Below are 17,603 nucleotides of genomic sequence, written 5' to 3'. Positions count from 1 at the left end.
CCTTCGCCTTCTTCACCTCATCGACAAGGACACGGCATGACCCGCACCGCCACCTCCACCGAGCAGGACGCCGCCGACAGCCTGACCTGGCTGCATATCGGCGCCGGCTCCTTCCATCGCGCCCACCAGGCGGTTTACCTGAACGCCCTGCGTGAGAGCGGCGCCGACCGCCGCTGGCAACTGGCGCTGGCCAATATCCGTGCCGACATGGGACCGCTGCTGGAGGCGCTGGCACGCCAGCAGGGCCAGTACACGCTGGAAACCGTCACGCCCCAGGGCGAGCGCAGCTACCAGCGCATCGCTTCCATCGGCCGCATCCTGCCCTGGGACGACAGGCTCACCCAGCTGATCGCCGCCGGCGCCGAAGAGCGTACCCGCATCATCTCCTTCACCGTCACCGAAGGCGGTTACTACCTGGACCACCAGCACCGGCTCGACACCGCCAATGCCGACCTGGCCGATGACCTGCGTTGCGCCCTCGATGGCAGCGGTGCGCCGCGTACCATCTATGGCGCCATCGCTGCCATCCTGCAGGCACGCAGCCAGGCGCATCCGCACGCGGCGCTGACGCTGCTGAACTGCGACAACCTGCGCCACAACGGCGAGCGCTTCCGTGATGGTCTGCGCCAGTTCCTGACCCTGCGTGGCGAGAGCACGCTGGCGCAGTGGATGGAGGCACATACCACCAGCCCCAACGCCATGGTCGATCGCATCACGCCGCGCCCCACGCCGGCCGTGGCGCAACGCGTGAGGGAGGTCACCGGCATCGATGACCCGTGCGCGCTGATGGGCGAGTCCTTCATCCAATGGGTGATCGAGGATGATTTCAAGGCCGGTCGTCCACGCCTGGAGGAGGCGGGCGTGGAGATGGTGCAATCGGTGCTGCCCTATGAAGAGGCCAAGATCCGCATCCTCAACGCCAGCCATAGCTGCATCGCCTGGGCCGGCACCCTGGCGGGCCTGCAGTACATCCACGAAGGGACGCTGCGCGACGACATCCGCCAGATGGCCTACGACTACGTGACGCAGGACGTGATCCCCTGTCTCACACCCAGCCCCATCGATCTGGCAGCCTATCGCGATACCACCCTGGCGCGCTTTTCCAACCCGGCCATCCAGGACACCAACCAGCGTGTAGCCGCGGATGGTTATTCCAAGATTCCCGGTTTCATCCGCCCGACCCTGCAGGAGAGCCTGAACGCCGGCCGCGATCCCCAGGCAACCGCCATGTTGCCGGCGCTGTTCCTGGTGTTCCTGCAGCGCTGGAATGCCGGACAGCTGCCCTATGAATACCAGGACGGCATCTTCGACCCGGCGGCGGTGCGCAGCATGCTGGCTGCCGCCGATCCGGTACGGGCCTTCTGCGCCGATGCGGTGCTGTGGGGCGAACTGGCCGGCGATGCAAGGCTGGAGGCGCTGGTACGCGCGGGTGTGCAGCGCGTGCAGGACTGGCTGGGGCAGGCAAACTAAAAGCAGCCCATCTGGCCCAAGGCGGCATAGAATTGCCGCTCACCGTCTTGGCGATTGCAGCAATCGCAGCCATCGTAGCAAGCACACCGCACATTCATAACGATAACGAGGAGCACCATGTATCTTGGGATAGACCTGGGTACGTCGGAGGTCAAGGCAGTGGTCATCGACGACCAGGGCGCCCTGCTGGCGCTGGCCGGCAGTACCCTGAACGTCTCGCGCCCGCATCCGCGCTGGTCGGAGCAGGCGCCGGCCGACTGGTGGCAGGCCACCTGCGATACCGTGGACAAGCTGCGCGCGCAACTGGGCGAGCAGAATTTTGGCCGCATCCGCGCCATCGGCCTGTCCGGGCAGATGCATGGGGCCGTGCTGCTGGACGAAGAAGACCAGGTATTGCGTCCGGCCATCCTCTGGAGCGATTCGCGCAGTGCCCCCGAATGCGCCGAACTCACGCGCCGCGCACCGCGCCTGCACGGCATCGCCGGCAACCTGGCCATGCCCGGCTTCACCGCTCCCAAGCTGTTGTGGGTGGCGCGTCATGAACCGCAACTGTTTGCGCGCATCGCCACCGTGCTGCTGCCCAAGGACTGGCTGCGCCTGAAGATGACCGGGTGCAAGGTCTCCGACCCCTCGGACGCGGCCGGCACGCTCTGGCTGGACGTGGAGGGCCGCAACTGGTCCGATGAACTACTGGCGGCCTCCGGCATGCGCCGCGATCAGATGCCGGCGCTGGTCGATGGCAGCGCGGTCTCCGCCACCTTGCTGCCGGAGGTGGCGCAGCGCTGGGGACTGGCGACGGACGTGATCGTGGCTGGCGGTGCCGGTGACGGTGCGGCCAGCGCGGTCGGGATCGGTGCGGTCAAGCCGGGCGACGGATTCCTCTCGCTGGGGACCTCGGGCGTGCTGTTCGTGGTCAACGACCGCTTCCGTCCCAATCCGGGACGTGCCATCCATGCCTTCTGCCATACCCTGCCGCAACGCTGGCACCAGATGAGCGTGATGCTCTCGGCCGCCAGTTGCCTGCGCTGGTTCTGCCGTCTCTGCTCGGTGGACGAGAAGAGCCTGCTGGCCGAGATCGAACAGCTGGACCAGGAGGCGCGTGACAATGCGCCGCTGTTCCTGCCCTATCTGTCCGGCGAGCGCACGCCCCACAACGATCCCTACGCTACTGGTGTCTTCCACGGCCTGACGCCGGAACACCAGCGCGCCGCATTGGGCTACGCGATGCTGGAAGGGGTGGCCTTCGGCATGGTCGATGGCCTGGATGCGCTGCGTGCCGCCGGCACCGACGTGGCCGAATTGTCGCTGGTAGGGGGTGGCGCACGCAGCCCGTATTGGGCACAGTTGCTGGCCGACGCGCTGGAAGTACGCATCGTCACCCACGTCGGCAGCGAAGCCGGCGGCGCACTCGGTGCGGCGCGTCTGGCCTGGCTGGCCGATGGCGGTGACGAGGCCGAGGTCTGCCGCAAGCCGGCCCGGCAGGCGCAGTACCAGCCGGACCCAGGCAGGCGTGCCGCCTTGCAGGCGCGCTTGCAGCGTTATCGCGCCATCTATGCGCCGTTTGCGCCCTTGCATGGGGACGCAGGCTGAAGAAAATGACCGTTGAAAATCAACAGGCCGTTCTTGCCCACCTGGCAGGAACGGCCTGTTGCTCGATACGGTGATGCAGTGATTCGCTGATTCAGCGACGATTGAACTTGAACACCGAAATCGCCTGCAACAGCCGCACCGTCTGCTCCTGCAGGCTGCCCGCGGCAGCGGCGGCTTCTTCCACCAGCGAGGCGTTCTGTTGGGTGCTGGCGTCCATCTGGGTGATGGCTTCATGCACCTGGTTGATGCCGGCGCTCTGCTGCTGGGTGGCTTCCTTGATTTCCCCCATGATGCCGGAGACGCGCTGCACCGATGCCACGATGTCGCGCATGGTGCTGGTGGCCTGTTCCACCTGACGGTTGCCGACATCGACCTTTTCCACCGAGGCATCGATGAGCTGCTTGATTTCCTTGGCTGCTGCCGCCGAGCGTTGCGCCAGCGAGCGCACTTCGGAGGCCACCACCGCAAAGCCGCGCCCCTGTTCGCCGGCGCGTGCCGCTTCCACTGCAGCGTTGAGCGCCAGGATGTTGGTCTGGAAGGCGATGCTGTCGATCAGACCGATGATGTCCACGATCTTGCGCGAGGACTCGCTGATCTCGTTCATCGTGGTGCCGGTGCTGGCCACGGCATCACCACCGCGCATGGCAATGGAGGACGCGGTCCCGGCCAGGTCGTTGGCCTGCACGGCGTGGTCGGCATTCTGGCGCACGGTGGCGGCCAGCTGATGCATGCTGGAAGCGGTCTCTTCCAGGTTGGAGGCCTGTACTTCGGTGCGGCGTGACAGGTCCATGTTGCCGGTGGCGATCTCGCGTGTGGCCAGGGTGATGGTTTCCACGTTGGAGCGTACGTCGCCGATGATGGCGGTCAGGTTCACGTTCATCTGCCGCAGCGAGGCCAGCAGGCGCCCCAGTTCATCGTGGCGACGGCTTTCGATGCGCACCGACAGGTCACCGCCGGTGATGGCGTGGGTGATCTCCAGTGCCTGCTGCAGGGGCTTGATGAGGGCGTTGCGCAGGGCGATCCACTGCACGATGGAGATCACGGCGGAGGCGGCGGCCAGGGCGCTGATCCACCATTGATGCAGGGCCGCCATGCCGGCGATCACCACGGCGATCTGGATGGTCAGCATCAGGCCCATGGACAGGTTCAGACGGGTGTTCAGCTGCATGCGCGCCAGCTTGCCCAGCCAGCCGGCCAGACCGGTGCGCACGACTTCGCCACGGTGCAGGGCGATGCCCTTGGCCTGGCCACGGCGGATGCTGGCATACAGCTTTTCGGCAGCGGCCACGGCATCGCGTTCGGGCTTGGTGCGCACTGACATGTAGCCGATCACCTGGCCGCTCTCGCGGATGGGCGTGACGTTGGCGCGCACCCAGTAGTGGTCGCCGTTCTTGCTGCGGTTCTTGACCAGGCCGGTCCAGGGCAGGCCGCCCTTGATGGTGGCCCACATGTCGGCAAAGGCTTCGGCCGGCATGTCAGGATGGCGGATCAGGTTCTGCGGCGCACCCAGCAATTCCTCTTCCTCGAAACCGCTGATTTCGATGAAGTAAGGATTGACGTAAGTGATGTTGCCCTTGAGATCGGTCTTGGAAACGATTGCCTTGCCGTCGACGAGCGGACGCTCTTCTCCGGTGACCGGCATGTTCATGCGCATCTTTTACCCCCGTGTAAGAAGCCTTGTGTGTGGAAAGTCCGGCTGGCGGGCGCAAGCTGCGCGGCGGGCAGCGTTCGTCTCTCCCTTACGAACGCGTGGAACCGTCTGCGCCAGGCAGCGACAGCCTGGCGCATGTCTTGCCTTGCCTGATGAGATTCAGGCGGCGGGATTGTCTCCGGGATGCGGGCTGTCGGGCCCTCTGCGGGGCTTTCCGAAGACGCTAGTGTAGGTCGGATAGAAGGAACAGTACATGACTACCGTCAACATTATCGAGATCGGCAACAGGATGAAGAACACCACCGTGAAGCTGCCGCTCACCAGCGCGATGATCATGCTGATCACGGTCGGGACGGCGATGGCGATGACGATCCAGGCCAGGCCGTAGACCAGGAAGGCGCGACCCGCGCGGCGCACGGCGAAGAAGCTGTAGAACAGTGCCTTGCCGAGCGGCATCTGCTGCCACATGATCAGCGGTGCCGCATACCAGAAGGCCATGGCGGCCGGCACGTACAGCGCAGCCGCAACCAGCATGGCGATGCGCATGCTGCCGGCGGCGCTCTGCAGTTCCTCGGTGGAGAGGCCGCCCCCCATCATGGCCTTCCAGAAGGTGCCGCCGTCGGCCAGCGCCGAGGCCGCGACCACCAGCGTGGCCACCAGCAGGTAGAGGAGGCCGAGCTTGAAGAGCGTGTTGCGGGCCGGGCTGCGGAAAGCGATCAGCAGCAGGTTGGGGTAGACCCGTTCGCCTTTTTCGATCTGCGCACAGGCTTGCATGAACGACATCGAAAACAGCGGGATCAGGATCAGCGGCAGCATCTGACCCAGCACCGGGATGATGCCCAGTGCCAGCATCAGGAACATGTAGGCCAGGAACAGCGTGGAGATCTCGGCCGGCTGCTTGCGGAACAGCGCGAAGCCTTGCTTGACCCAGGACCAGCCGGTATGTGCGGGAATCTTTTCCATAGCTCCAGTGGTTACAGCGCCGGCGGCGTTTCCTTGATGCGCAGACGCAGGATGCGTTCAAAATGGGTGGGGTCATGCGGCGTGAGCATCTCTGCTTCACGCGGCAGGTAGAAGTCATACAGGCGCGAGAGCCAGAAGCGCAGGGCCGCCGCGCGCAGCATCGGTTGCCAGGCCACGCCTTCGGCCGGCGAGAACGGACGCACGGCGCGGTAGGCGGTCAGCATGGCCTCGGCACGGGCCAGGTTCAGCGCACCCGTATCGAGGTCTACGCACCAGTCGTTGACGGTCACGGCCAGGTCGAACAGCCAGGTGTCGCAACCGGCGAAATAGAAATCGAAGATGCCCGACAGGCGCTCACCCACGAACATCGCATTGTTGCGGAACAGGTCGGCATGCACCGGGCCCCGCTGCAGGGCGCGGTAATCGGCGGTGGCGGCGAAGTCCTTCTGGTACTGCACTTCATCGGCCAGCAGGCTGGCCAGCTCAGGCGGCAGGAAAGGCAGCACCGAGGGCGTGGTTTCCAGCCACCATGCCAGGCCGCGCAGGTTGGGCTGGAGGATCTTGAAGTCCTTGCCGGCCAGGTGCATGCGCGCCAGCATGTCGCCCAGCGCGGCGCAGTGCACCGGTTGCGGATCGAGCTGGGACTCGCCTTCCAGTTTGCTGACGATGGCCGCCGGCTTGTCGTTGAGCAGGGTGACGATGGCGCCCTTGTCATTGGCCACCGGCGCCGGCACGGGAATGCCGCGCTGCGCCAGGTGGCGCATCAGTTCCAGGTAGAAGGGCAATTGTTCGATATGCAGCTTTTCGAACAGGGTCAGGACGTATTCGCCGCTGTCGGTGCCGATGAAGAAGTTGCTGTTCTCGATGCCCGAGGAAATGCCCTTGATCGAGCGTGCGCGACCGAGCGGAAATTGTTGGATCCAGTCCGAGAGCTGTTCCAGACTGACCGGTGTAAAGACTGCCATGGCGAAATTGAGAATATGAAGCTTGCTGAAATACCGGGATCCCGAGCTACGCCTGCCGGCACCGCCGGGACTGGCGTGACAGCGGCGGCATAGGGCCGCATCGGCTGTCCCTGGGCCGGTCGCGGCGGGCGACCGGGGTGATGTTGGCCAACCCGGCAGGGTCAGCCGTCCATCGTGGCGAAGCGATTACTTCTTGGTGGTGCTGTCGGTATCGCCTTCCTGCGGCTTCTTGACGCCCCAGTCGAACTCGCCGACCTTCCATTGTGCCGAGCTCGGCGGCGGGCTCTGGGCATCGCCCGGGGTGGAGCCGCCCAGTTGCGGGTTGGGGCGCACGTAATAGGTGCTGGGGCCGGACTTGACTTCGATTTCCTTGGTCTGGCCGTGGTCGCGGCGTTCCTTGATGCTATTGCCCTGGGTGCGGCTGTCTTCACCGGGCTTGCGGATGGTGACGGCGGGCGGTTCGCCTTCTTCCAGCTTTTCCAGTTCGGGTGGCGGCGGCGCCGGCTGGGCGGCCAGGCCGGCAGGGGCCGGTTGGGCGAAAGCCAGCGGAGCAGCCAGGCTGGCCGATGCGCACAGCAGGGCGGCGGCCAGGGACTGTTGGAACCAGACGTTGGATGGTTTCATGATATCGACAGGAAAAATGCAGGAAAAAGATGGTGTTGTTTTCTTCATTGTAGCAAACCATCGTGGTGCGGCCCCTGCGTTTCTTCACGGGAATGCTCGGGAAGACAACATCCGGCCGCCTTTCTGCCATCTGGCGGCGACTTGCGGGCGACCTAGTCCAGCAATGGCAACCTGCTATGGATCCAGTCGCCCAGGGTGGGCGGCATGGCGACCAGCCGGGTGAAATCGTCTTCGTCGCTGGCATCGAAGTAGCTGAGGTGGTCGGAGGAATATTCCAGCAGGGTCGGGAAGTCACGCCCCCATTGCACGGTGAAGTGCCGCAGCGCCCGCAGTTCGCCCCGTTCCCCATAGATACGCAGCCGGATGCGGTCCTGCCGGGTCTGCTCGGCCGGCCCGGCGCCACACAGTTCGACCCGCAGCTGCTGGCCGCGATACTGACGCCAGCCACCGTTGAGCTTCTGGCTGTAGATGCCGCAGTTGCGATAGTGCGGCGTGAACGCGGTGGTCACCGTGGCTGCCAGCCCGTAGGCCATGGCCAGCAGATAGAGCAGGGTCACGGCGTGATAGCCGGGTTTGAGCGCGGGCTTGGCCGGAGCGACCACGCGCATCAGCGCGCGATAGAACAGACCCAGCGCACAGACCAGCACCACGCCCAGGGTCCAGTAGAGTGGCGTGGTGTCGGAGGGCGCATTTTGGTCCCACGGCAGCACGCCCAGCTGCTGGCCCATCGCCGGTGAAATGATCACCGGCATGCTGACCAGCGCGGCGATCAGCATGCCTGCCAGCGCCAGCGTGTAGAGCGTCCCGATGAAGAGTTGGATAACGTAGGCTTTGGTGACCGGCATGATGACGATGGCGTGCAATCAGTTCATTTGCGTGCCGTGCATCATGAAGTTGTCGACTTGTTTTTCAAATCGTACGAAGGTGATGGAAAGTGAACGTTTCTACACTTATCGGTGTAAAGATGGCGGGCGGAGAGGGAGGAATGAAGAGGCCGGGCGGCATTGTTGCGGCAGAGTTGGCAAGGGATTTGCAGGAAAACCGGGGAATCACTCGGTCGAGCAAGGGAATTCGGGCTTTGGGTGGGATGATGAAAGACTGTTCATAGTCGTCCTGGCGTCGATGTCAAACTGGATGATCCGATTATTCTCATACTGCAATCGGTGTGGATGTGTTGGCCTTAATCCAGCAAGGGAATCCTCGATCGCAACCAGTCGAGCGGAGACGGTGGCATGGACATTGTCTGCATTTGATCATTCTGGTCAGCATGGTCGAAATAGATGATGTGCTGGTCGGAGTATTCCAATTTTCGTTCTGCATTGACGTCCCAATCCAATCTGAAGTAGCGGGTGGCTTGTACCGCATCCTCATCATCGAAAATTCGCAGCCTTATGTGATCATTGGCCCCCGTTTCATCGGGACCTGAACCGCATAGCTCAATACGATATGTTTGGTCGTCGAACCTTCTCAGACCGCCATTAAGCTTCTCGCTATAACCGGCGCAGTTCTTGTAACTTGGTGCGGATAGATTGATGATGGGAATGCTCAGTACGTAGCAAAGCAGAATGAGAAATGTAATGGTGATCCGGCGATACCTCTTTCTCGTCGATGGAGAAAATTCCTTGCCAAATTTCTCCATCCGCCAAAAGAAGAAAATCACTGCAACCATCAAGATTGGCAAGAGCGTTCCTCGTATCAGTTCTGTTTGAGCATCCGGATCGATTCTCCACAAATAGACTCCGAGTGACGAGGTCATCCAGGCGGGCAAGGCGATGGCGAGTGTAGTCATCAGGGCCGGCGTGGCGATCAGGAATGCCGAGGTGAGTGCGGTTCCGAGAAGAAGTTTCGTTACATAGGTTCTGGCGGTCGGCATATGGGCTGCAACTGGAGTCGGATAGGTTTGTCGAGTTTGACGAGTTTGGGTCTGCTGTAGATCATGAAATCTCCACCCCTGTCATGTTTTTCTCTCCAGGCGTTGAAATTCTTGTTGTAGATCGGAAAGTAGATGTCCTGCTCCCTGTTCTTTTGGAACAGGCCTTTGCGTGTATCAACAAGAAATTCCAGACCTTCGTAGGTGAAATAGAGTGAGTGAAGCTTGGATCGATCTTCTGAATAATTCCCTAAATGGGTTCGTACATTGATACTCTTCTGACCAAATATTTTGTGGCTGCCGTCAACGGCCTGACTCAGTACGCTTTTTGGCGTGATGATGATGCCGGTCTTGTTCCAATGACCCAGATATTGGGATTTGACGCCATCTGGATCATCGTTAAATGAATCGCTATCTTTGATGTATACGAAGACATGAGTCACCTCGACTTTTGGATTGATGCAAAATGTCTTCGTTTTCTTAAAATCGTCGTAGAGAAAATATTTGTCACCTCTGACAGTGGCTTTGGCGATGGCGGCATACAGATTGAACCTTGCCAAAGAGCCGGTCAGGTCGGTTAGGGAAAAATTGCTTTGCATGGTGTCCTGATTGAATACGGACGCCCTCTGAAATTGCCAGTCGATGTGGAATTGACGTAGATCCTTCAAAAAACCGCCTGTATCCAGATCCAAGGCCTTGGTATGGATGAACATGGTGGAGAGATGATGTGAAAGGATGCGTTCCAGCTTTCCCAGGCCATTCCGATTGTAGATACCCCGTTCGATGAGGTCTTTGTAGATATCCCGTACTTTCCCGAAACGCAGTACCCAATCGAGGGTGACACTTGTACTTTCATAGGGCTGTACGGAATTTGGGTCATTGTCATAGATATGCTTTTGCGCGTTAAACCACGTCCGCGCTAACTTGGCCGATACCGGCCACCCCATCTTCTCCATCGCGTCAGGGATGTCCTGCAGGTCGAACACCGGTGGATCTTTGCACTCCTCCAGTACCAGTTCATCAGCTTGCATCGGCAGTTTGCTGTTACGTTCCGTTTTTGCTGCTTCCGCTTCCGCGTGCTTTTGCAGACGTTCCTCCTCCTTCTGGGCTTTGATTGCTTGCCTGCTCAGTTTGACTTTCGGTGGTGTGGGTTGTGGCGGAGGTGGTGTGACGCCCGGTGCTGGACGCTCCAGCGATACGCCGGTCTGGGTGGCCAACGGAACACAGCCGCGCGAGCCAGCATAGGCTTGCCAGCGAATCGGCCTAAATGGAATCAGGGATGACTCCATTCGGTAATACGGAATCTTGCGCGTTGCCATAGCGATTCTCTTGTCAAAAAAGAATCCGCTACGGTACTCAGCGACGTTTCCTGCGGTCAATGTTTAGGTCGGGCCAGCCTTCAAAGTGAAGACGATCTTCGAAAATTTTTTGTAAGAAGCAGCCCTGTTGTCGCCTCGTGGCAAAATGCTCGCCTTGAAAAGCAGAACGGGCGGGACATGGTGATCATGTTCCGCCCGTGCTTGCAGACTGCTTAACTGACTGGCCTACAGATACATCCCGCTCTGCCGCTCCGCCTCCTGCTGCGTTTCGGCCGGCTTGGATTTCTCGGCGTGGAATTTCTGGATCGCCGCCAGGACCTTGGCCGGCTCGTCGATCACCTGCAGCAGGTTGACGTCCTTGGGCGAGATCATGCCATCGTCCACCAGGCGGGTCTTGATCCAGTCCACCAGCCCGGCCCAGAACTCGCTGCCCACCAGGATCACCGGCATCATGCGTGACTTGCCGGTCTGCATCAGGGTCAGTGCTTCGGTCAGTTCGTCGAGCGTGCCGAAGCCGCCGGGCAGGACCACGTAGGCGTCGGCATATTTGACGAAGGCGACCTTGCGCGCGAAGAAATGACGGAAGGACAGCGAAATGTCCTGCCAGGCATTGCCGTGCTGTTCGTGCGGCAGTTCGATGTTCAGGCCCACCGAGGGCGAGGCGCCTTCGTAGGCACCCTTGTTGGCGGCCTCCATGATGCCGGGACCGCCGCCGGAAATGACGGCATAGCCGGCATCCGAGATCAGGCGGGCGATCTCCACACACAGTTGATAATGGGGATTGTCGGGGCGGATACGGGCAGAACCGAAGATGGAAACGGCAGGACGCAGCTCGGAGAGACGTTCGGTCGATTCAATGAATTCTGCCATAATCGTGAGTACATGCCACGACTCGCGCGCCTTCTTGGCCGTCGCGCGTTCGATGTCTCCCACTTCCCGCAGGCGCGGGACATTCTTTCCTCTCTGTTCCATATGCAAAAAACCTTGTTGTTAGTTGATGGTTCCAGTTACCTCTATCGCGCATTCCATGCACTGCCCGATATGCGTAACGCGGAAGGCGCGCCCACCGGTGCGCTGTACGGCATCATCAATATGCTGCGCCGACTGCGCAACGATTATCCCGCAAGTTACGTTGCCTGTGTGTTCGATGCCAAGGGCAAGACCTTCCGTGATGATCTGTATCCCGATTACAAGGCGACCCGCAAGTCGATGCCGGAAGACCTGGCATTGCAGATCGAACCCATCCACGCTGCGGTGCGCGCGCTGGGCTGGCCCATCCTGATGGTCGAGGGCATCGAGGCCGATGACGTCATCGGTACGCTGTCGGTGCAGGCCACCGCCGCCGGGCTGGATACGATCATTTCTACCGGTGACAAGGACATGGCCCAGCTGGTCGATGAACACGTTACCTTGGTCAACACGATGAGCAATGAAGTTCTCGACATTGCCGGCGTGACTGCAAAATTCGGCGTGCCGCCCAACCGTATCGTCGATTACCTCAGCCTCATCGGCGACACCGTGGACAACGTTCCTGGCGTGGAAAAGTGCGGTCCCAAGACTGCCGTGAAATGGCTGACCGCCTACGATTCGCTGGATGGCGTGATGGCCAATGCCGACAAGATCAGCGGCGTGGTCGGCGAGAACCTGCGCCGCGCACTGGACTGGCTGCCGCAGGGTCGCGTGCTGGTGACGGTCAAGACCGATTGCGACCTGTCGGCGCACATGAAGTCCATCCTCGAATCGCTGACCATGCAGCCGCAGGACAAGGAAGTCCTGAAGGACCTCTTCACCCGCTACAACTTCCGCACCTGGCTGCGTGAACTGGCCGATGGCGGCGATGCCGCCGTGGGCAAGTCGCCGGTGGTGGGCGCCGTGGCTGCGGCCGCGCTGGAAGTGCCGGCCCAGGGCGGCTTGTTCGCACCCGCCACGCCGGTGGAGTACGAGACCGTGCTCACCGATGCGCAGCTGGACCAATGGATCGCCGCCATCAATGCGGCCGAACTGACCGCCGTCGATACCGAAACCACCTCGCTGGAAGCGATGCAGGCCGAGCTGGTCGGCATCTCGCTATGCTGGGAGCCGGGCCGCGCCGCCTATATCCCGGTGGGCCACAATTACCAGGATGCGCCGCCGCAATTGTCTCGCGAGCACGTGCTGGAAAAACTCAAGCCCTGGCTGGAAGACGCCAGCAAGCCCAAGCTGGGCCAGCACCTGAAATATGACAGCCACATCTTCGCCAACTATGGCATTCGCCTGGCAGGTGTGAAGCACGACACGCTACTGGAATCCTATGTCTTCGAGTCGCATCGGCCGCACGACATGGACAGCCTGGCGGCGCGTCACCTGGAGCGCAAGACCATCACCTACGCCGAGGTGTGCGGCAAGGGCGCGTCCCAGATCGGCTTCAACGAAGTGGCCATCGAACGCGCCACCGAATACGCGGCAGAGGATGCCGAGGTCACGCTGGCCTTGCACCGCGCCATGTGGCCGCAGATCGAGCACGACGACAAGCTGCGCTTCATCTACGAAAAGATCGAGGTTCCGACTTCGGTGGTGCTGCAGAAGATCGAGCGTAACGGTGTGCTCATCGACAGTGAACGCCTGGGCCAGCAATCGCATGACCTCGGGCGCCGCATGCTGGAGATCGAGCAGCAGGCCTATGACCTGGCCGGCCAGCCCTTCAACCTGAATTCACCCAAGCAACTGGGTGAGATCCTGTTCGGCAAGCTGGAGTTGCCGGTGGTGAAGAAGACCGCTTCCGGTGCGCCCTCCACCGACGAAGAAGTGCTGCAGAAGCTGGCCGAGGACTATCCCCTGCCCAAGGTGTTGCTGGACTATCGCGGCCTGTCCAAGCTCAAGTCCACCTATACCGACAAGCTTCCCAAGATGATCAATCCGGTTACCGGGCGCGTGCATACCAACTATGCGCAAGCCGTGGCGGTCACCGGTCGCCTGGCCTCCAACGAGCCCAACCTGCAGAACATCCCGATCCGCACTGCCGAAGGTCGTCGCATCCGCGAAGCCTTCGTCGCGCCCGAAGGCAGCGTGATCGTGTCGGCCGACTATTCGCAGATCGAGTTGCGCATCATGGCGCACATCTCGGAAGACGAAAACATGCTGAAGGCCTTCGCCAACAACGAAGACATCCACAAGGCGACCGCCGCCGAAATCTTCGGCATCGCGCCCGAGCAGGTCGAGTCGGAGCAGCGCCGTTATGCCAAGGTGATCAACTTCGGCCTGATCTACGGCATGAGCGCCTTTGGTCTGGCCGGTAACCTGGGCATCGAACGTTCGGCGGCGCAGATGTACATCGACAAGTATTTCATGCGATTTTCGGGCGTGAAGCGCTACATGGACGAAACCCGACTGCAGGCCAAGGCCCGTGGCTATGTGGAAACCGTGTTCGGCCGTCGCCTGTGGCTGCCCGAGATCAATTCGCCCAACGGTCCGCGTCGCCAGGGGGCGGAACGGGCGGCGATCAACGCGCCCATGCAGGGCACTGCCGCCGACCTCATCAAGCTGGCCATGATCGCGGTGCAGGACTGGCTGGAAAAGACTGGCATGCAGACCCGCATGATCATGCAGGTGCACGATGAACTGGTGTTGGAAGTTCCACAACAGGAATTGGCAGTGGTGCGTGAAAAGCTGCCCGAATTGATGAAAAATGTTGCGGAGCTGAAAGTTCCCTTGCTTGCCGAGGTAGGAATCGGTAAGAATTGGGACGAAGCACATTAATTCACATTAATTCCGGTTTCTGGCAAACATCGTTCCCGGTTCGTGATCGGGTTCGCATGACCGCCGGTCGTGTGGAACCGGCGCCCGCGCCGCCAGGGAAAGCGGATCGGGCGCAGATGGTGGATATAAGAATTGGCAATGCAACAAGCTGACGAACTGACAAGTCGGCGCAATCAGAACTGAAAAAAATAGAAGACTGGCGTCGCAACCGCAGGCATTCGAAGACGGGACGACGCACTGGGTGAAGCCGGACCAAGGTCCGGCGCAGCAGAGGCTGGGCAGGAAAGGGCAGGGGACACGCACCAGGTTTTTCGACACGCACCGCGCATGCGGGCTGCGCCATTGGCGCAGGTCTTGCCATCCCCCAACGCTTCCGTCCGGCCTCCGATGAACACATTGGAGGAGACGTCATGAAGTCAGCAATGAAAGTGGGCACGCGCCTGGGACTCGGGTTTGCGTGGGTGGTGCTGTTGCTGGTGCTGGTGACCGGTTTCGGCATCTTCAACATGCACCAGGTGCAGGCGCGCTTCACCCACGTGGTCGAGGTGAAGAACCCGGAGAGCACGCTGGTCAAGGACATGCTGGAGACCGTGGGGGAGCGTTCCATCTCGCTGCGCAACCTGATGCTGCCGGCCGCTCCCGAGGATGTGGATATCGAGGCGCAGTACATCGAGGCGCAGACGCTGAAGTACAAGATGGCTGCGCAGAAGCTGCAGCAGCTCTTCACTGATTCGGCCGACACCACCGAGGAAGAAAAGGCCGCCCTGCCCAAGATCGCCGCCCAGGCCGCCAATGCCGAAAAGCTCATCAGCGAAGCGGTGGAGTTCGGCAAGCGTCGTGAGGCCTACGAGCTGGCGCAATTCCTGAAGGAACAATACCTGCCGGTGCAGAAGTCCTGGCAGGTTGAACTGAAGGCGCTGGCCGCGCTGGAAGACCGGCTCAACAAGGAAGCCGCCGAGGCCAGCGCCACCGCCTATGCACGTGCGCGCCTGCTGATGCTGGTCATCAGCGCCATCGGCGTGATCACCGCCATCCTGGCGGCACTCTGGCTGACCCGCCAGATCTTGCGCAAGCTGGGCGGTGAGCCGGACTACGCGGTGCAGATCGCTGGCCAGATTGCCGAAGGCGACCTGGCCGTGGTCATCGATACCCGCCCCGGCGACAACGACAGCCTGCTGGCCGCCATGCGTATCATGCGCGACAAGCTGGCAGCCATCGTCACCGAAGTACGCCGGGGTTCGGAAACCATCACCACCGCCTCCACCGAAATCGCCCGCGGCAACCTCGACCTGTCGGGTCGTACCGAGCAACAGGCCGGCGCCCTCGAAGAAACCGCTTCCTCGATGGAACAGCTCAATTCCACCGTCAAGCAGAATGCCGAGAATGCCCACCAGGCCAACGACCTAGCGCTGGCTGCCTCCGACGTCGCGGTGCAGGGTGGCAGCATCGTCTCGCAGGTGGTGGAGACGATGCAGTCCATCAATGCCTCTTCGCAGAAGGTGGCCGATATCGTCAGCGTGATCGATGGCATCGCCTTCCAGACCAACATCCTGGCCCTGAATGCAGCGGTCGAAGCGGCCCGCGCCGGCGAGCAGGGGCGCGGTTTTGCGGTGGTGGCTTCCGAGGTGCGCTCGCTGGCCCAGCGCTCGGCCTCGGCGGCCAAGGAAATCAAGGTGCTCATCGGCGACTCCGTGGGCAAGGTCGAGAACGGCAGCAAGCTGGTGGAGCAGGCCGGCAGCACCATGACCGACATCGTCACCAGCATCCGCCGCGTGACCGACGTGATGACCGAGATCACCCACGCCAACCGCGAGCAGAGCAGCGGCATCGAACAGGTCAACGAGGCGATCATCCAGATCGACGACATGACGCAGCAGAATGCGGCGCTGGTCGAGCAGGCGGCTGCGGCGGCCCGTTCGCTGCAGGAACAGGCGGCCGGCCTGCAGCAGCTGGTCAGCGTGTTCCGTGTCGATGCTGCCCAGGCGAGGGTGGCGTCATCCTATGCGGCGCCGAGTGCCGAGCGTGTCATCGATGTCACGCCGGGCGCGCCGGAATTGCCGGCCGGTGGCCAGGTGCTGGCGGTGCAGGGCTGAAAACCGGGAAGAAGATGGCCCCGGAGACGGGGCGCAACGCCTGCGCCGGTTTGCGGTTAGACTCCGGCTTGGGTGAAGTCGGAGCGCATCCGTGAGGATGCCGGCAAGCGGCCTGCAAGGGCCGCTTTTTTCTGGATCTGGATATTCCGGATGAGGCCAGGAAATCCGCGATCCTTCCCCGCATCACGTCCACCACAACGAGGCCACGTGCCACCAAGATGGAGAACCCGATGAACGACCTTCGCAATGACTTCGACAGCCTGCTGGGACAGAGCACCCTGTCCGGCAGCGCCGACCGCCGTACCTTCCTGAAGACTGCCCTGGGCACCGGCTTTGCCGCCGCCGTGCTGCCGGTCTGCGCGCAGACCATGATCAAGACCGACACCAGCGGCCTGACCGCCGGCGAGGTCGCCATCGACGTCAACGGCCAGCGCGTGCCGGCCTATCGCGCCCAGCCCGAGGGCAAGACCGGGCTGCCGGTCATCATCGTGGTGTCGGAAATCTTCGGGGTGCACGAGCACATCGCCGATATCGCCCGCCGCTTCGCCAAGCTGGGCTATCTGGCCATCGCACCGGACTTCTTCGTGCGCCAGGGCAATCCCATGGCCTATACCTCCATTGCCGAGCTGCAGAAGGAAATCATTTCCAAGGTGCCGGATGCCCAGGTGATGGGCGACATCGATGCCTACGTGAAGTGGGCCGGCGAAAATGGCGGCGATACCAGCCGTCTGGGCATCAACGGCTTCTGCTGGGGTGGCCGCATCGTCTGGCTCTACAGCGCCCACAATCCCAAGGTCAAGGCCGGTGCCGCCTGGTATGGCCGTCTGGTGGGCGAGAAGACCGCGCTGTTCCCGCAGCAGCCGCTCGATATCGCAGCTACGCTGAAGACGCCAGTCATTGGCCTCTATGGCGGCAAGGATCAGGGCATCCCGGTCTCTACCGTGGAACAGATGAAGGAAGCCCTGCAGAAGGCTGGCAACAAGTCGGAATTCCACGTCTATGCCAATTCCGGCCACGCATTCAATGCCGATTACCGCCCCAGCTATGTCGAGGCCGATGCCAAGGACGCTTGGGCCAAGGTGGTAGCTTTCTTCAAGAGTCACGGCGTGGCGTGACGCGCTGAAGGTCTGGCCTCTTATTGGTGCGCGTCTGATGCAGATCAAGGCATGGCGCACCAAGATGTGCAGGACGTTTGCGGCAAGGGACGGAGTTTTCCGTCCCTTTTTCATCGGTATGCGACAAAACACATGGGTATACCGTGCCGATCCGGGCCTTGCGCCATTGGCACGCGGTTTGCTATGACAAGGATTGAGTAGAAGCGGC

The 17,603-nt window shown here is 61.7% G+C and carries 13 protein-coding genes; 5 read left to right on the top strand and 8 right to left on the bottom strand.

Going from position 1 to position 17,603, the window contains the following annotated elements; genetic code table 11:
• Nucleotides 1-36: 36 nt before the first annotated feature.
• Complete coding sequence (dalD, locus tag HWE04_RS11145) at nt 37-1,470, top strand: D-arabinitol 4-dehydrogenase (RefSeq protein ID WP_241812450.1); 1,434 nt, start codon at nt 37-39, stop codon at nt 1,468-1,470.
• Between the two features lie 117 nt (nt 1,471-1,587).
• Entirely contained in the window at nt 1,588-3,060 is a 1,473-nt protein-coding gene (gene xylB / locus HWE04_RS11140) for a xylulokinase (RefSeq protein WP_241812449.1), read from the top strand.
• Between the two features lie 91 nt (nt 3,061-3,151).
• Here the strand turns inward: xylB and HWE04_RS11135 are convergent, their stop codons facing one another.
• The 8 genes from HWE04_RS11135 to HWE04_RS11100 form a co-directional block, all read right to left on the bottom strand.
• Nucleotides 3,152-4,714, bottom strand: a complete 1,563-nt coding sequence (locus HWE04_RS11135) for a methyl-accepting chemotaxis protein (protein ID WP_006463666.1) — start codon at nt 4,712-4,714, stop codon at nt 3,152-3,154.
• 156 nt (nt 4,715-4,870) lie between these two features.
• A complete protein-coding gene (locus HWE04_RS11130; RefSeq protein ID WP_241812448.1) occupies nt 4,871-5,674 on the bottom strand; it encodes a BPSS1780 family membrane protein in 804 nt (267 codons plus the stop codon).
• Between the two features lie 11 nt (nt 5,675-5,685).
• A complete protein-coding gene (locus tag HWE04_RS11125; protein ID WP_006463668.1) occupies nt 5,686-6,639 on the bottom strand; it encodes a homoserine kinase in 954 nt (317 codons plus the stop codon).
• Between the two features lie 186 nt (nt 6,640-6,825).
• Complete coding sequence (locus HWE04_RS11120) at nt 6,826-7,263, bottom strand: hypothetical protein (RefSeq protein WP_006463669.1); 438 nt, start codon at nt 7,261-7,263, stop codon at nt 6,826-6,828.
• Nucleotides 7,264-7,415: 152 nt separating this feature from the next.
• A complete protein-coding gene (locus tag HWE04_RS11115) occupies nt 7,416-8,126 on the bottom strand; it encodes a hypothetical protein (protein ID WP_241812447.1) in 711 nt (236 codons plus the stop codon).
• Between the two features lie 317 nt (nt 8,127-8,443).
• Nucleotides 8,444-9,136 (bottom strand): hypothetical protein, encoded by a 693-nt coding sequence (locus HWE04_RS11110; RefSeq protein WP_241812446.1) that lies wholly within the window; start codon nt 9,134-9,136, stop codon nt 8,444-8,446.
• Entirely contained in the window at nt 9,112-10,452 is a 1,341-nt protein-coding gene (locus HWE04_RS11105; protein WP_241812445.1) for a DUF6402 family protein, read from the bottom strand. Before HWE04_RS11105 ends, HWE04_RS11110 begins: the two co-directional genes overlap by 25 nt.
• A 225-nt stretch (nt 10,453-10,677) precedes the next feature.
• Entirely contained in the window at nt 10,678-11,424 is a 747-nt protein-coding gene (locus HWE04_RS11100) for an LOG family protein (protein WP_241812444.1), read from the bottom strand.
• On the opposite strand from HWE04_RS11100, the gene polA reads away from it, so the two are divergent.
• The 3 genes from polA (at nt 11,425) to HWE04_RS11085 (ending at nt 17,395) form a co-directional block, all read left to right on the top strand.
• Complete coding sequence (gene polA, locus HWE04_RS11095; protein WP_241812443.1) at nt 11,425-14,187, top strand: DNA polymerase I; 2,763 nt, start codon at nt 11,425-11,427, stop codon at nt 14,185-14,187.
• A 410-nt stretch (nt 14,188-14,597) separates the two neighbouring features.
• Nucleotides 14,598-16,280: a methyl-accepting chemotaxis protein gene (locus HWE04_RS11090; RefSeq protein ID WP_241812442.1), complete on the top strand. Its 1,683-nt coding sequence runs from the start codon at nt 14,598-14,600 to the stop codon at nt 16,278-16,280.
• A 230-nt stretch (nt 16,281-16,510) separates the two neighbouring features.
• Nucleotides 16,511-17,395, top strand: coding sequence for a dienelactone hydrolase family protein (locus HWE04_RS11085; protein ID WP_241812441.1), 885 nt, complete (start codon nt 16,511-16,513; stop codon nt 17,393-17,395).
• The last annotated feature ends 208 nt before the right edge of the window (nt 17,396-17,603 follow it).

The sequence above is a fragment of the Herbaspirillum sp. C7C2 genome, assembly GCF_022627865.1.
Classification (GTDB): domain Bacteria; phylum Pseudomonadota; class Gammaproteobacteria; order Burkholderiales; family Burkholderiaceae_D; genus Herbaspirillum; species Herbaspirillum frisingense.
The sequence above is the reverse complement of the archived record's forward strand: the minus strand, read 5'-3'. Positions and strand labels throughout refer to the sequence as shown.

Excerpts from the sequence above, each read along its gene's own strand:
- HWE04_RS11135 (WP_006463666.1), bottom strand. The coding sequence starts at position 4,714 with ATGCGCATGAACATGCCGGTCACCGGAGAAGAGCGTCCGCTCGTCGAC.
- dalD (WP_241812450.1), top strand. The coding sequence starts at position 37 with ATGACCCGCACCGCCACCTCCACCGAGCAGGACGCCGCCGACAGCCTG.
- HWE04_RS11100 (WP_241812444.1), bottom strand. The coding sequence starts at position 11,424 with ATGGAACAGAGAGGAAAGAATGTCCCGCGCCTGCGGGAAGTGGGAGAC.
- HWE04_RS11120 (WP_006463669.1), bottom strand. The coding sequence starts at position 7,263 with ATGAAACCATCCAACGTCTGGTTCCAACAGTCCCTGGCCGCCGCCCTG.
- polA (WP_241812443.1), top strand. The coding sequence starts at position 11,425 with ATGCAAAAAACCTTGTTGTTAGTTGATGGTTCCAGTTACCTCTATCGC.
- HWE04_RS11105 (WP_241812445.1), bottom strand. The coding sequence starts at position 10,452 with ATGGCAACGCGCAAGATTCCGTATTACCGAATGGAGTCATCCCTGATT.
- HWE04_RS11110 (WP_241812446.1), bottom strand. The coding sequence starts at position 9,136 with ATGCCGACCGCCAGAACCTATGTAACGAAACTTCTTCTCGGAACCGCA.
- xylB (WP_241812449.1), top strand. The coding sequence starts at position 1,588 with ATGTATCTTGGGATAGACCTGGGTACGTCGGAGGTCAAGGCAGTGGTC.
- HWE04_RS11085 (WP_241812441.1), top strand. The coding sequence starts at position 16,511 with ATGAACGACCTTCGCAATGACTTCGACAGCCTGCTGGGACAGAGCACC.
- HWE04_RS11125 (WP_006463668.1), bottom strand. The coding sequence starts at position 6,639 with ATGGCAGTCTTTACACCGGTCAGTCTGGAACAGCTCTCGGACTGGATC.
- HWE04_RS11130 (WP_241812448.1), bottom strand. The coding sequence starts at position 5,674 with ATGGAAAAGATTCCCGCACATACCGGCTGGTCCTGGGTCAAGCAAGGC.
- HWE04_RS11090 (WP_241812442.1), top strand. The coding sequence starts at position 14,598 with ATGAAGTCAGCAATGAAAGTGGGCACGCGCCTGGGACTCGGGTTTGCG.